This is a genomic window from Paenibacillus sp. Soil522, from assembly GCF_001428245.1.
In the GTDB taxonomy this organism is placed as follows: Bacteria; Bacillota; Bacilli; order Paenibacillales; family Paenibacillaceae; genus Pristimantibacillus.
Genome location: NZ_LMRV01000033.1, coordinates 58,560 through 74,673, shown reverse-complemented (window position 1 = coordinate 74,673; position 16,114 = coordinate 58,560). Strand labels below are relative to the sequence as shown.

Below are 16,114 nucleotides of genomic sequence, written 5' to 3'. Positions count from 1 at the left end.
TCGTAGGATTTGACTACGGCCTTCCACGATTCGACTGGATCTTTTTTATTCAAAATTACATTGAAGAATTCAACTACAATCCCGCCGTTGGAATATTAGCAGGCTGTATTTCGCAAAGAGATTCAATGTCATTTCATAGATCGGGAATCTGGATGAATCATCCTTATGTTGTCTGTAAAGTAAATTCGACTGTAACGTCTGTACCGGAATTCAGCATTAAGTGAATATAGTTGCCAAATCCATCCTCTAGCACCGTTGCTTCTTTTCCGTTGACCATTGCTTTTGTCCAAGGAATACCTGATCTTAATTTGATTCCATTTTGATCGGCAACCGTTTTTAATGTAACACTTACTATGTTGGATGCCAGGTTCCAGGATAACTCTCTGACCTCCGCCCGGCTTCTTGACATTAGCCCGTGAATAGATCCCGCTTTCCATTCGGCGGGCAGCGCCGGAAGAACCTCGATTTCCCCGGTATTCGAGAAAAGCAGCGCTTCATTTACAGCTCCCACCGTGCCGAATAAGGTATCCGTGCAATAGGTGTCGTTTCTTCTGTTTGTGTCATGATCGGTCATCAAGGAAGTGTAGTAACCGGCATCCGTCATCATCGGCAGTAGGGAATTGACGACCTCTTCGCCGTTTTTTAATCTGGCGGAAACGAGCGCCTTGTGCATCCAGCCGTGCCCCGCCGTCGCGTCCAATGTATTGTATTTATTTCTGTTCTGGGCCGCGATAATCGAAGCTTTCGTCAACCCCAGATTGCTCTGCGTTTCATACGCGGGCCATGCCGGGTAGAGATGGCTCAAATGGCGGTGGTTGTTGTTTTCCTTATATTCATGCATCGCCCATTCGCGCAAGGCGCCGTCCTTGTCAACCTTGTAATCCGGCAGCAGGGTAAGCAATGCCTCCCATTTGGCTACTGCGGCTTCATATCCATCGCGTTTTACCGTTTTTTCCATGGCGATGACCATATGCAGCCCATCCCGCGCCGCCGCAATATCCATCGTGGCATTGGCCGTAATCGTGCTGTTGTAACCGATCGGGTTATTCTCCGGCGAATAGGTGGGGATGAACAGATATTTCTCGCCCGGATTCAGCGTAGTCTTGCCTTTCTCATAGCGCGCATTGCCGTTTAGATCCGTATAGTACTCCGGCGTACATAGCTGCTCCCAGAAATTAGCCTGCTTGGTCAGCAGCGGAAGCAAAATATCCTTCTCCAAATCCAAATGGCCCTTTTCGATCAACCGATCGAATTGTTCATCCGTCAGCCCCCCGTCTTTTACGCTGAGAATGGACTTCAGTGCATGGATTCTCATGTAATCGTTGATCGGAATCTGCCGATTGCCGTAACACTGCCAATATTCGAAGATGGGAAGCAGACACCAGCTGGCCCCAGCATTCCAGTATTGAAACGGATAGTCGTTGTCGTATTCCACATGCATTGCGCGGTCGATGTCCGAGTTGACCGACACCTGCAGCGCATCATGCATCCCGTAGGCTATTCGCGCATTGTATTCGAAGTCAGGCGTATTCCTCAAGAAGAAAGTGATATATCCGAGCTGAGCCTGTGAGAGATGACCTGTATTCATGGGAGAAACCTGCAAATTCACGTTGGCGTCGAGGGTATAGATCCCGCGCCAGCCGGGATTCCACTCCCCGGTCCACATGCCATACAACCGCGGCGCGCTTGAACCGCTGCAGCAAATCAAGGCATATCGTCCTTGGTTATACACCTGCTCCATAAAAGCATGATGGATTTTGGATTTTGATTCCTGTTGCGCGTTGATTAGCGTTTCATTGTCTGCGCTCTTGAAATCCTCGTCGCCTTTCAGTGTAAAACGTACGGCGTTAAATTCTGCGGCATGCTTGAGTGCGTGAGGCGCGAGTGCAGCGTTGTAATCGAATAGACCGGCGGCGTCTTTATATTTTTCTGCAACTGCATTCGAACTCTGAAACAGACTGTCAACGATAGCGTATCGCGTCATGCCGGCGAAATCGTCGATTTTGCCCATATCGAATGTTCGATTCGATTGCGTGATGAAATAGACCGCGTCAGCGTCGATCACTTGAATCCCAGGATTCTGCTCCGTTCCGACATTCATCGGTTCATTCGTATCTGCGAGCAGCACTCTCTTCTTGGTTCCGTTAACAGCAATGACCTGCGTCAGACCGGCGTATCCGCCATCAATCAGTTCACTGCCCAGATAAGACGGGTAATGCGCAACCTGTGCAATATAGTCCGCATTCGGATCCACCAGCTTTTTGTATTGGAGCGCCGATAGCTCGGACAAGTACATGCCATCCCGCGCTTTGTACATGCCTGAAATGTCGTCGATGGAGATGATCATGTTGATCTTTGCCCCCGCAGAGGATTGTTCGATCTTCGTAATCGACACATTGTCTTCTCGGGATGTAAACGAGGTTCGGCTCCACTCGCCCCATTCATCGGTATAACGCACACCGGTTTCCGCCGTCTCATAATTCGTCCATCTTGTATAATCGGACACGGTTCCCTTATCGGTTACGCTTAATCTGAGCTGATGTCCCGGGTGGTAGCTATAAAAAAAGGTTCTCATCCTCGTTGAGCCATCCGGAAACGTAATCTTCCATTGATCATTCAGATGAAAAACATTCCGTCTGGCATCCTCAAGCTGCCCCGTTAATTCCTCCGGAATGACTCTCGGATCTCGTGACGGATAGTTGAACCACATATTTTGAAAAATAAAGGTGTCCGAATACGGCGATCCCGACGCGACATACCCGTTCTCGCCGTTTCCGCTAACCATGCCGTCACGCCACGCGCGTCCGGGATTTGAGGCTGGCACCTCTGAATAGGTATTGGCGTAATTTCCTAACCTATATATGCGATTGCATTCCGACACTTTTGTCATTCGGCTATTCTCCATTTCTAATCGTAATTCCGGTCACTATGGCATTAATCATCTCTGCCATATTCAGAAAGCAACCTTTGGTATTCGGAGCGTGTAACCGGCAATACAGACCCATGACGCGGCTTGACCGGCAACGAAAATTCCGCAGGTTTCGTCCATACGCCCGAATCCAGATCCGTCGTTACCAACGGAATATAGCCTCTTAAACCATACTCATCGACAAATAGATACCATTTGTCTTCCTCATTGGATTTAAACACGATCGGACCTTCGCCGCGTTTCATCCATTCCTGCCCGATATTTTCACGGATCGGGGTAAAGCTCGGAGCAAGGAACGAATTCCCCGACTCCTGGAACACAGTGGAGAGATCTTCTTTCTTGGAGAAGCGATATATCTTTCTACCTTCTTGAATCATCGTCGTATCAATAACGGAAATCCCGTAGTCGATAAAGACCTCTGGCTCCGAAAAATTCACAAAATCGTTAGTTCTGGCCACCATCATACGATGATAACGCTCTTTGCCGCCTTCCGCTTCCTTATCTCCAAGCATGGAGGCCCAATAAACGAAATATTGCTCCGAATCGGCATCGTAGATCGCTTCTGGGGCCCAGGCGCAGCCCGCATCCGGAGGCGCGATTTCAACCATCCTCTGCTCGGACCAGTGTATCAGATCCTGCGATTCCCATATCAGGATGGATCGGCTGCCTTCGTTTACGGCGCGAGACCAATCCCCTCCTCCTCCGTGCGCCTTGAGATCCGTTCCCAGCAAGAAGAACTTGTCTCCATGAGGCGACCTGATGATGAACGGATCGCGCACGCCCTTTTCTCCCAGTTGTGAGAGAAGAACAGGCTTACCGCCATTCAGTTCCTGCCAATGCAGCGGATCGTTCCCCTTGCTTAAAGCGAAATAGATTTCCTCGCCGCCTTGGCCCTCATCGTCGGTAAAATAGACGAACAGATAGCCGGTATATCTTTCCCTAAGGGTCATATTATCCCTCAATCCAGTCTAATGTAGTTTTTGCTGCCAGGTTTCCAGGCGCAGCTTGATCCGGTTCGACCTTGATTGCAGCTGACATGCCATATTATCCTTTCACCGACCCGAGCAGAACGCCTTTGGTGAAAAACCGTTGCGCGAAGGGGTACAAGATAAGCATAGGAATCGATGCAATAACCATTGCAGCCAGTTCAATCGTCTTCGCAGTCACCAATCCTGAACCTTTAGCGGCGTTCAGCAAATCGGCCACTGCCGGATTCGTGAGCACGGCTGAAGAAGACATCTTTTCCGCCGCGCTACTCGTCTGCAGCAATTTCAAAATCAAATACTGCACCGTTTGCAAATCACTGGATTGCGTGAAGTACAATGTTGTTCCATAGTCATTCCATACGCCTACTGCTGTGAAAACGGATAATGCGGCTAAAACCGGCTTCGACAGGGGCAAGACGATTTGGAAAAAGATCCTGAATTCACTGGACCCGTCCATTTTGGCCGATTCGAACAGTGAGTCGGGTATCGCCTTGTAATTTGCGTTAAGAATGATTACATTCCAGAAACCGCCAAACAGCGAAGGGATAATATAGACCCAATAGTTATCGTACAGCCCCAACCAATTGATCAGCAAAAAGGAAGGAATTAATCCGCCGCTAAAATACATGCTGGTAAATCCGATAATCGCATACCATTTCTTTCCCTTTAAATAAGGCCGGGAAAAAGCATAGGCGAACATAGCCGTGTACAGGATTGACACCACAGTAACGATGATGGTCCGCGAGGCGGTAACCCATGCTGCCTTCATCAGTCCGTCATCCGCCATAACGGTCTGCCAGCTTGCCCATGTAAACTGCCGGGGCCAAAGAAATATAGAACCCCGCATCAGATCCGCCCCCCCATTCAAGGAACTGATCACCGCATACCAAAACGGATAGATGGTTACAAACATCAGGATGATCATAAACACGATATTCGATATATTGAACGCGCGTTCCCCTAGAGACTTGCCTCGAATCATTATGCTCGCCTCCTTAGAATAAGCCCGATTTTGTCAATTTTTTAGATGCATAGTTGGCTCCGACCAACAACGCCAGCGCAAGCACCGACTTGAGCAAGCCAATTGCCGTCGCCCTCGCAAATTGGAAATCCAGAAGCCCCGTTTGATACAAATACGTATCAATGACCTGGCTTGCCTCCAAGTTGAGCGTATTTTGAAAAACGAAGATTTGGGTAAAGTTGTTGTTCAGCATGCCGCTTACGGAGAAAATAATCAAGATCATAACCGTCGGCGTAATACTTGGGATCGTGATGTGCCACATTCTCTTGAACCGCCCCGCTCCGTCAATAGCGGCAGCCTCGTATAAGGATTGATCGACGCCGGCGATTGCAGCCAAATACAATATCGCTCCCCAGCCTAATTCTTTCAGGAGACCTGTCCCGATCGCAATCCCCCAGAAGTAACTCGGATCGCCAAGAAATTGAATCGGCTTCTCTACGAGATGGAGCTCCGTCAGCAAATAATTGACAATGCCGCCTTGGGGATTCAGCAAGGTAATAAACAACCCGCCGTAGATAACCCATGATAGAAAATGAGGCAGATAAGTGATCGTTTGAATGAACGACTTGAACTTTTGGCTCGTAATCTCACTCAGCAGTAAAGCGAAGAAAAGGGTTGCCGGCAATCCCACTAATGAGCCGATCAGGTTGATTCCGATCGTATTCTTCACCATGGGCCAAAATTGAAAACTTTCAAAAACAATCGTGAAATTCTCGAAATTATTCCATTGACTAGTAAATATACCTTTAATGCCGCTAAATGGATCGTATTGCTTAAATGCCATAATCAGACCGAATAATGGAAAAAAATTAAATATAAAAATTAAGAGAATTGCCGGCCAAAGCATAACCTTCAATTCCAGCTGAGTTCGCAGATCGTGCCCCAGAACATGAGCTTTTCTTTTTTTAACTCTATCCAATCCGGCGCTCACAGTAACCGTTTTCATCTGTATGTCTCTCCCTCCAGCCCATTAAATGGGATAGTGCCAAAGCTTTTGCCACTTTGGCACTATCTATTGATTCATTGATTACGAATTGATTCCTACAACCGTTACACCATACTCTTTTTGCTGTTTATGGAATTGCTCGTTCATTTTGGCATCAATTTCAGTCTGACCGAGATCCTTGATCTTGCTGATCATCTCGTCGTACAATTTGTTAGATGCGGCCTCATCCTTTGCCAATATAATCTTGGAAATTTGGGCCTCCTTATACGTCTTGATTTGCGCCTGATTGCTCGCCATTTTACTATCGGCCGGAATGAAATCGGGTGGCATGCTTAACGGCGCAGTATCAAATATAACCGATTTTTTCCCAGCTGCCGTCTGCAACTGCATGGCCATCAGACCGTCTACGCCGTTCAAAGTTGTAGGAGGAGCTGTCGCATGGTCATGCCAAGCAATATTATGGAAAGGCCAGAAAGCAAATACTCCCGTTTGCGCGTAATCCTTAGATTCTTGCTGTCCTAGCTCGGTTTGGACAGCGACACCGTCCTCGATGTTGTATCCCTTGCCTTCGAACCCGTAATAGTGGAGCAGCAATCCTTCATGGCTGGTCATAAAATCAAGCCACTTCGCAATGCGCTCCGGATGTGAAGCCGATTTGGAAATTAAAGTCTGCATCCAGCCAGTCCCAGCCTTTAAATACCGTCCTGTAACGGGCTTCGTGTTCTGGTTAGACAGGATCGGACCAGGCGACACCCAAGTCAAACCATTATTAGCATCGGCAACAGAGGTAGACGGCGTACTCCCGATAAAGCATAATACTCGACCAGATAAAGCAGCCGCCTTTATACCCCCATCATCCAAGGTCATTTGACCCGCATCAAAGTAGCCTTCTTGAGCCGCCTTGAACATGAAATCCAGCGCATGTTTCGTTTCCGGAGCAAAAATGATATCACGGTAATTGCCAGCCTTGTCCACCGGCATAGCGCCAAAATGATCCTGAAGCGTAGCGAGTGTAGCACCTTGGTAACCTTTACCACTGACTAGCAGTGGAATGACATCCGCTCCCTCAACCTTCATACCCTTAACTTTTTCGAAAGCCGCAAGTAAATCGTCCTCCGTCTTGATATCCTCAACGGATATGCCAGCCTGTTCCATGAGTTGTTCATTTAAAATTACCGCATTGTTATTGCGGAATTTGGCTCCGTCGGAATAAAATCCGCCTGAGGGAGGGTACATTTCTCTTGCGTCAGCCGAGTCTAGATGGCTCGGAAACGCATACCAACCGCCGTCACGTGTGATCATCGCCTGTTTCATGTCTTGCGGAATACTCTTTAGCAACGTCGAAGAAGGATTGTACTTCTTCAGAAACTCATCCAAATCCCAGACTTTATCCGCATCAATCAACTTCTTGACCAAAGCAGTGTCCGTGACCGTCATGACATCCGGAAGATCACCCGAAGTCGCCAGCATCAAGCTGAGCTTCGTGCCTCCTTCTTGCGCCGGAATGTTAAAGTCAAACGTAAGTCCGGTCTTCTGTGTAATAACTCCTTGTACGGTGTTTGGATCGGTGTTCCATGGCGATGGCGGATTCCAGTAGCCTGCATCCGAAAACCAGGTAACCTTCTCCGGTTTTACCGGCTCTGTCGAATTCGTTGCGGTTGCTGATTCCTGTGGTGTGTTTTCGACCTTATTACCGGAACTGCAGCCCGATAGAGCTATGACGCCCGCCAAGGCCAATACTGTAAGCATTTTCAACTTCTTCATACTTGCTGTTCACCCCTGTAATGTATGTTGGTTGAGACACCCTCATCTTACCCCGTACACCTGGACATCCATATGCTTAAGTTTTTTTTTAGTTTGGTGTAGATTTTTGTCGCATTATATTTTCCGGTGTTTACTCGGGAAGAATATTAAAATAAATATTAGAATAATCGCTGGCCAAATCATGGTTTGCAATTCCACTTGAGTTCGTAAATCACACCCCAGATAATGGTTATTTCTCTTTTTGACAACAGGAGTTCTTGTACTCGCCGTTATCGTCTTCATCTGTATGTTTCCTCCTATCCGGTCAATGATAAATAATGCCAAAGTGCAAGCACTTTGGCATTATCCGCCTTCGATAGAGCAATTACGAATTGATTCCTTTAAGCGTTGTGCCATATTCTTGTTGCTGCTCATGGAACTTTTCATTCTTCTTCGCATCGATCTCACTCTGACCGAGATTCTTAAGTTTGCTGATCAACTCATCGTAATTTTTATTAAATTCAGCCTCATCCTTGGACAATACAATTTTGGAAATCTGGGCTTCCCGATAAAGCTTGATTTCAGCCTCAGCATTCGCCTCTTTGCTGCCGGCCGGGAAGAGACCTTCTGGCATAGCTAGCGCCGAACCATCATACATGATGGATGCTTTTGCAGCCGCCGTCATCACCTGTATGCCCATAATATCGATTGGGTCAGAAGGAGCAGGTGTCACATGGTCCCACCAAGCCCTATTGTCGAATTGCCAGAACATATCTATCCCTGTTTTCGTTTGATCGGTTCGACCTTTTATTCCTTGCTCGGTTCTGATGAAGAGACCATCCTTCACCGTGTAATGCGTGCCTTCAAAACCATAGAAGAGAAGTGCTTTTCCGTCATCGCTGGTCATAAAATCAAGCCATTTGGCAATTCGTTCCGGATGCTTGGCTGTCTTGGCAACGTAGGTTTGCATCCAGCCTGTCCCCGTCTGCAAATTACGGCCAAATACCGGTTTTGTATTCTGATTCGACTGGATCGGTCCCGGACTGACCCAGGACATATTGAGATCTTTATTAGTATAATTTGTGATCGCCACATTTCCGATAAAGCAGAAGACGCGTCCGGTCGCTATAGCCGCAGCAATACCCGCATGATCTAAGATCATTTGACCTGGATCTAAATATCCGTTACGGTATGTCTTGTTTAAGAATTCCATCACATGCTTCATCTCTGAAGAAAAAATCACATCCCGGTAATTGCCATCCTTGTCCACGTTCATTGCGCCAAATTGTTCCTGAAGCGTGTAAAACGTATCACCCTGATAAAATTTGCCGCCGATATGCAACGGGATGACAGGCGCGCCGTCGACCTTCAAGCTCTTGACTTTTTCGAAAGCAGCCAGTACACCGTCCTCGGTTTTGAGATCATCAACGGATATGCCGGCCTCTTTCATAATCTTCTCGTTGAACATGGCATTATGATTGTGGGCATAGTTGCCTGCGTCGGCCACTAATTCGCTTGCGGGAGGATACATTTTTTTTAAATCCTCAGAATTTATATGGCTTGGAATGGCGTACCAAGCGCCGTCCTTTCTGATCATCGCTTTCCTTACGTCTTCCGGAAATGTCTTAATCAATGTCGATTCGGGATTGTACTTCTGCATAAACTCTTCCAAATTCCAAACTTTGCCGGAATCAACCAGCTTCTTTTGCATTTTGCCATCCGTAAGCGTAATGATGTCCGGAAGATCTTCTAAAGTCGTAAGCATCAAGCTGAGCTTCATGACGCCATCCTGCGCCGGAACGTTAAAATCAAACGTAAGTCCGGTCTTCTGTGTAATGGCTCCTTCTACCGTATTCGGATCGGTGCTCCATGGCGAAGGCGGATTCCAGTAGCTTCCGTCCGCAAACCACGTAAGCTTTTCCGGTGTTACCGGCTCTTCCGAATTCGTAGCTGTTGCCGATTCCTTTGGCGTTGCGCTGTTGCTGTTTTCGACCTTACTACCGGAACTGCAGCCCGACAGAGCTATGACGCCCGCCAGGGCCAATACTGTAAGCACTTTCAACTTCTTCATAATTGCTGATCACCCCTGTAATGTGTGTTGGTTGGTACGTCTCTATCTTAGCTTGAATCCCTGACCTGCCATATTCTTATCTTTTTTTTATTTTGGTGCAGATTTTTGTTGCGCTATATTTTTCGGTGTTTGCTCGGTGTGATGCCGAAGTGCTTTTTGAACAGCTTGTTGAAATGAAAATAATCTTTATACCCTACCCGCTCTACGATTTCCTGTATCGATAGCGAAATGTTGCTCAGCAATTCCTTGGCCAAATTCAATCTCTTGGCGACCACGTAATCCGTATAGGTAGTTCCCGTCTCCTTCTTGATTAAGGCGCTTAAGTAACCGAGACTGACATTGAATTGTCTGGATAACATGCTGAGCGAAATATCTTCTGTATAGCTGGAATCGATGTAATCGATGATTTTCTTCACCGTCTCTTTGGAAAGGAGCATCTCTTCGCCCGGCTGCCGTTCGAAGATGACTCCGATCCTTTCAAAGAGCTGCTGAACCGACTCGCAGGATCGGACGATTTGGGAATATGTCAAGTACTCAAGGCCTTGAACAAGATCGCTGTTACCGTAATATTTGTATACGAACAAGACGATCTGGTTATAGACCGTAGAGATTTGGTCGATCAGCATGCTCCGCGTTTCGCATTCCTCGCATAGCTCGTCCAGCCCTTGCCGAATAATGTCCCGTTTATATCCTTTAATTGCCAGCTCAATTTTAAGGACCAGCTTGGTCAGCGCTGCTACGTGGTCTGCCGATTTGTATTCGATTATTCTCTGCTCCTGTAGAAAGGAGGAGCTGGACAGGGCGATATCCGATTCCTGATACAGTCTGCCGATTGGCGTCGAGTAAAGCCCGATGCCGCTGATTCCCATGTACTGAGCGCCGGCAAGGCTAACTGAGATGAAATCAAGCAAGCCGACCGGATTTTTTTGTTCGTCATAATTGACCAGAAACGACATTTTATTTTGCCCCGTGCGAAAACGTATCCATTGGATACCGTCCTGCGCCGCTTGTTCGTTGACGGTATCCCAAGCAGCCGAATGCGAATATAAACAGCTGATGAATCGGTAGTGGGGAAACTCGAATTCCATTCCTTTATTGATCATGAAATTGCTGATTTTGATGTTGTTGTCGGGCTCGAGCAATTCGAACAGATCCTCCAGGTGCAAATCCGGCTTACGTTCCCCCTTATGCATGTCCTCCAGCTCGATCTTTAGCCGCAGCAAGGTCTCAGTCAGCGTGTTTCTGTCGACCTGCTTGAGCAAATAATCGAAGGCGCCTAGCTGAAGCGCTTTTTGCGCATATTCGAACTCCGCATAGCCGCTGATCAGGATTACTTTCGTTTCCAGCCCATGAAGGCGAATGCTTTCGATCAGCTCAATCCCGTTTAATCCGGGCATACGGATATCCGAGATAACGACCTCGGGATTCATTTCCCGAATCGCTTCCATAGCGTCAATTCCGTCGTGGACATCTCCAATAACGGTGTAGCCTAGACTCTCCCAGTCGATCAATACTTTCAAACCTTTTGCAACCCAAGGCTCATCGTCAACAATCAATACCCTGTACACGAATCGTTCCCTCCTCTTGTTCCGCATTATTATGCAACGGAATGGAAATGCTGATCATCGTTCCAATATTTAATTGGCTTTGAATGTCCATCTCCGCCACATCGCCGTAAAACAGCTTGATTCTTCGATAAATATTGGCGAGTCCGATTCCTTGCTTGTCATCCGTCACCGCAGGCACGAGCGCATCAGATTTTTTCAAGCGTTGAATCAGCTCCTGCAACTGTCTCTCATCCATGCCGCAACCGTTATCCTGTACGATATATCGTACCCGGTTTTCTGCCAACAATTGTATCGTTATCTGAACGATGCCGTTGCCTCTTTTTTTCTCCAAACCGTGAAAGACGGCATTCTCGACAATCGGCTGGAGCAGCATTTTCAGCGTCTTCATGCCGAGCAGGCGGTCGTCGGCTTCGATTTCCACCCGGATCCTCCCCATAAAGCGGAATTCGATGATTTTGGCATACTCCCGGACATGCGAGAGTTCTTCCAGAATCGTCACAAAATCGTTTCCTTTCACCGAATATCGGAACAAATTGGATAATGAAACTGTTATTTCGGCAATCTCCGCACCTTTGTTGTATAATGCCATGGCACGGATACAGTCCAGCGTATTGTACAAAAAGTGCGGGTTGATCTGATTGCGGTAAGCCGATATTTCCATCTGATTTTTCGCAATTTCAATTTCATACATCCGTATTTGCGTAAGCCGAATCTCTTTGCCAAGGGAAGCGATTTCGTCCAGCATTTTATTCAAATGGGCGGCGAGCACGCCGATTTCATTGTGGTACACGATGTTGAAGCGCGTTTCACCACCCTTTTTCGAATACGACTTCATAAAATCCATCAGAGCTTTAATCGGCCTCATGATTCGGGTGAAAAAGAGCAGCAGGAATAAACCGAGCATGACGATCATGACCAGGTATGTCGCGATATTCAGCCTCTGCACCGTATTCAAATCCTGCAGCAGCTCGTCCTTCGGGATGGCGCTGATCAGCTTCCAGCCGGTGCGGGAAAGCGTCACCGTTTGCACAATATACCGTTCATCGTTCTTCCATTCGGCCAAGTCGTTCGTATCGATGTTGGACGCCTCTCCTTCGCTCGCCAGGATTTTATTGTTTTGATCAAGGAGCAGTAAGTGGGAATTGGGGGTGATTTTCGCATTTTGCAATATGCTGTTGAAATTGCTGATATCCATGATAAATATGCAAGCTCCCCGATAATCCCGAATCTGGACGCTCTTCAGGTTATAAATCGGAACAGCGATGGTGTAATAGGGATCGTTAGTCGACAATAAGCCGGAATACTCGGTCGTTTGCAACGGATGCTGAACGGAATCACCAAATCCCGCCCCGGAATTGGCCACCACCGTCCCTTTGTTGTTATAAAGCCGGATGCCGCTAATACTTTCTTTCAGCGACATCGTGTTGGCGAACATCGATGTAACTTCTTCATTCATTTGAATTACCGTCAGTATATCTTCTGATTTCAACAAGGTTTGAATCGTCGGACTGTACAGCAGCGATATCGAGATTCCTCCCATGTCCGCATAAAAGCTGGTCATCTTTTCTTCAACCTGAAGCAAAATTTTGCCGACGGTGTCCGTAACCTTTCTTTCGACTATCCGCTCCGCGATTTTATTCGAGATGATGAATGAAATTAGCAGAATGACCAGCATCATCAATACCAAAAACAGGATTTGCCTGGTTAGGCTCAGCTTGCGAAACAGGCCCATATTGTCATTCCCCGCTTTCTTTTCGTTTGTTTCATCTTGTCTGAACGGGATTAAGAGACTGTCCATTCCGAGGTCCTTTAACCTATTTTTCAGTAGGCGATTACATTTTATGAAATAAAGTTCAGTTCTACGTATTATGTGAATACTCCTCGTAAGCTATAACCTCTCGACATTTGCCGAGGGCCCTTTTGTGCGAGTTACTAAAAGAGCCGGCGTCAACCAAACGAATTTGGCCGCCGGCTGTACTGCTAAAACTTCAAAATTATGCCGCCGTTATCGAGGTACGTTCGAATTTGCTTCAGCAATTCTGCCCTGATTTTGTCCCAATGAGTTTTCACCGGCATTTAGCAAAGATGCTGGGCAGGTCCTGCGAGATCGCATTCTTCTTTATCATGTATTTAGTCAAACAGACAATGCCCAACTAAAATATGCTTACGAAACCGATAACAGCATAAAATTACTTAGTAAAGGAATCTTGGATCGCTCCAAGGTTCCTTTGCCAGAATCCGTATCAAAAATCGCTGATAAACCTTAGACAGTTTTGCTTTCAAAAAGAAGGCCTTTCCCTTCTATGGTGTGAAACAAAACGAAGTTAACTAAAAAATGGAGAAAAGCAAAGACTAGCCGTTTAGTATAAACCGGCAGTCTCTGCTTTACTCGTCATTATAGCTTCAGCAATATATATATCGTCAATTAAATAGCTTTTATGAGATAGGTTTGCCTTGCTGCCGCAGGGAAACGGTACAGACCATCTCCGTTATGATGGAGCGGAACTACAGCGCCGCTCACAGCGTAAACGGCAATCGCTTTATCCGAATACAACACGCATTCTTCATTGCCGCCCGATTTGATTTCCGCCTCTTCCCATTGACCATCCTTCCAACGGATATCGACCTGGAAGCCGCCTCTTGCTCTGAGGCCCTTCACATATCCCTCCGCCCAAGTATCGGGCAACGCGGGCAGCAGCTCGATGTACCCTTGGTGTGACTGCACGAGCATTTCCGCTATGCCTGCCGTAACGGCGAAATTGCCGTCAATTTGGAACGGCGGGTGCGCGTCGAACAGGTTGCCGTACACACCGCCTTTCGTAAAGCTGATCGGATCATCGCTTTTAACTAATGACAAAAGGTTTGAAATTAAAGCCTTGGCTCTGTTCCCGTCTTTAAATCTTGCCCACGTGTTTACCTTCCAGCCTAGGCTCCAGCCCGTTCCGCCGTCTCCGCGGAGCTCCATCGACCGTTTTGCGGCTTGGAATAGCTCAGGTGTCCCCTTCTCCGTGAGCTGTCTTCCAGGATACACGCCTGCTAAGTGTGAAATATGCCTATGATCCAGCGCTTCCCCTTCAAAGTCCTCGTACCACTCTTGAAGCTGCCCTTCGGCTCCAATCTTCATCGGATAAAGCCTTGAACGGGCTGCCTTTAGTTTCTCGCGGAACGAGTCGTCGGCTGTCAACAGCTCCGACGCTTCGATACAGTTCGTAAGAAGCTCCCATATTAATGAGGTATCCATCGTTGCCGATTTACTGACGGCAAATCGCTCGCCGTTAATGACGAATTTTTGTTCGGGCGATGTAGATGGTGAAGTGATCAAATTACCGTCGTTATCCTCATGCAGCCAATCAAGACAGAATATAGCCGCTTCCTTCATGATGGGATAGGCATAGGTGCGCAAGTATTCTAAATCTCGCCCGAAAGCAAAGTGTTCCCACAAATGCTGGGTCAACCATACGCCGCCCATCGGCCAAAGCGCCCATACAGGATCGCCGTCTCCGAAGCCGCCTACAGGTGCGGATTGCGCCCAAATGTCGGAATTATGATGCGCGACCCAGCCTCCTGAACCATAGTTGATCTCAGCCGTCTTTTTGCCGTTCTTCGCCACGTTTCCAATAAAATCAAGAAATGGAGTGTGCATTTCGCTCAGGTTACAGTTTTCAACCGGCCAATAATTCATTTCCGCATTGATGTTAAGCGTATAATTGCTGCTCCAAGGCGCACGCAGCTCTTCATTCCATATACCCTGCAGATTGGCTGGGTGCGTCCCGGGACGGGAGCTGGAAATCATCAGGTAGCGCCCGTATTGGAACAACAGCTCAACCAATTCTGGATCGTTAGCGCCGAACTCCGAAATTCTCAGATCTGTTGACATGGCGGGCGGCGATACCCGATCACCCAGCTTTAGCGATACGCGTTCAAAAAGCGGCTTGTAATCCTCGGCATGGGCAGCGCGTATGAGGTCATAGCCTTTGACTACGGCTTGCGAAAGAGCCTGCATGGCAATAACTGCTTCATCTCTCCCGCTTTGGTTCGGCAATTGGTCGAAGCCGTTGAAGCTCGTTGCCGCGCTAAGATATAGCATGACCGTTGTTGCCCCGGTAATTTGAATGCCGCTATGCGTCGTTTTCATCGATCCGCCATCATGCGAAGCGGTTACCCGAGCGTCGAAACGCATCGCTCTCGTTAGCTCGCCGTCACCATATTGCACCGGATTACTCGTATTGCAGTAGCTTGGCGATACATGCTCGGGCGCAAATCCTTTTATAATAAAGACATCTTGCTCGTATGCCGTATCATAGCGCAGAGGGCTAATAAGCCCTACATGCATACTCAATGCTCCGGGCTCGCTTGCGGTTATGCGAACGGCCATAATTTGATCTGGAAATGAGGTTAAATATTCGCGGGTATACTGTATACTGCCCACGTTGTACCGCACCGCTGCTATCCCTTCTTCAAGATTCAGCTCGCGGCTGTAAGAGTGAAAGATGTTTCCATGCTCCATCGTCAGATGAAGCTCGCCGAAAGGAAGGTAGGATTGCGTGTAGGGCCCCATCATTTGTTTCGATAGCTTATCGGCCTCTTTATAGTTTTTGTCGTTGATAAGCTCACGGATTTGAGGCAAAACCTCTTTCGCATTCGGATTATCGCCATCCACCGGGGGACCGGACCATAACGTATCTTCATTAAACTGAATTCGTTCTTGATGAACACTGCCGAAGATCATGCCGCCTAGTCTGCCGTTCCCTATTGGAAGTGCTTCCGTCCATACGTTTGCCGGCACTGTATATTGTAGTTTCATATTCTGCCCTGCTTTCCAAGTATAGTTGAGAAAATGCTGCAGTCTT

9 protein-coding genes are annotated in these 16,114 nt (G+C 47.5%); all 9 read right to left on the bottom strand.

Going from position 1 to position 16,114, the window contains the following annotated elements; all coding sequences use genetic code 11:
• Positions 1-163: 163 nt before the first annotated feature.
• Positions 164-2,890, bottom strand: coding sequence for a glycosyl hydrolase family 95 catalytic domain-containing protein (locus ASG81_RS09155; RefSeq protein WP_056632278.1), 2,727 nt, complete (start codon positions 2,888-2,890; stop codon positions 164-166).
• Between the two features lie 44 nt (positions 2,891-2,934).
• A complete protein-coding gene (locus ASG81_RS09150) occupies positions 2,935-3,879 on the bottom strand; it encodes a glycoside hydrolase family 43 protein (RefSeq protein WP_056632275.1) in 945 nt (314 codons plus the stop codon).
• A gap of 94 nt (positions 3,880-3,973) precedes the next feature.
• Positions 3,974-4,897: a carbohydrate ABC transporter permease gene (locus ASG81_RS09145; RefSeq protein WP_056632272.1), complete on the bottom strand. Its 924-nt coding sequence runs from the start codon at positions 4,895-4,897 to the stop codon at positions 3,974-3,976.
• A gap of 13 nt (positions 4,898-4,910) precedes the next feature.
• Positions 4,911-5,882 carry an ABC transporter permease gene (locus tag ASG81_RS09140; RefSeq protein WP_056632270.1) on the bottom strand — a complete coding sequence of 324 codons (972 nt, stop codon included), beginning with the start codon at positions 5,880-5,882 and terminating at the stop codon, positions 4,911-4,913.
• A gap of 81 nt (positions 5,883-5,963) precedes the next feature.
• Positions 5,964-7,646, bottom strand: a complete 1,683-nt coding sequence (locus ASG81_RS09135; RefSeq protein WP_056632267.1) for an extracellular solute-binding protein — start codon at positions 7,644-7,646, stop codon at positions 5,964-5,966.
• A 364-nt stretch (positions 7,647-8,010) separates the two neighbouring features.
• Positions 8,011-9,696 (bottom strand): hypothetical protein, encoded by a 1,686-nt coding sequence (locus ASG81_RS09130; protein WP_056632264.1) that lies wholly within the window; start codon positions 9,694-9,696, stop codon positions 8,011-8,013.
• A 113-nt stretch (positions 9,697-9,809) separates the two neighbouring features.
• A complete protein-coding gene (locus ASG81_RS09125) occupies positions 9,810-11,264 on the bottom strand; it encodes a response regulator transcription factor (RefSeq protein WP_056632261.1) in 1,455 nt (484 codons plus the stop codon).
• Positions 11,242-13,062 carry a cache domain-containing sensor histidine kinase gene (locus tag ASG81_RS09120; RefSeq protein WP_081417216.1) on the bottom strand — a complete coding sequence of 607 codons (1,821 nt, stop codon included), beginning with the start codon at positions 13,060-13,062 and terminating at the stop codon, positions 11,242-11,244. Before ASG81_RS09120 ends, ASG81_RS09125 begins: the two co-directional genes overlap by 23 nt.
• 627 nt (positions 13,063-13,689) lie before the next feature.
• Positions 13,690-16,068 (bottom strand): glycoside hydrolase family 95 protein, encoded by a 2,379-nt coding sequence (locus ASG81_RS09115; protein WP_056632254.1) that lies wholly within the window; start codon positions 16,066-16,068, stop codon positions 13,690-13,692.
• Positions 16,069-16,114: the final 46 nt, after the last annotated feature.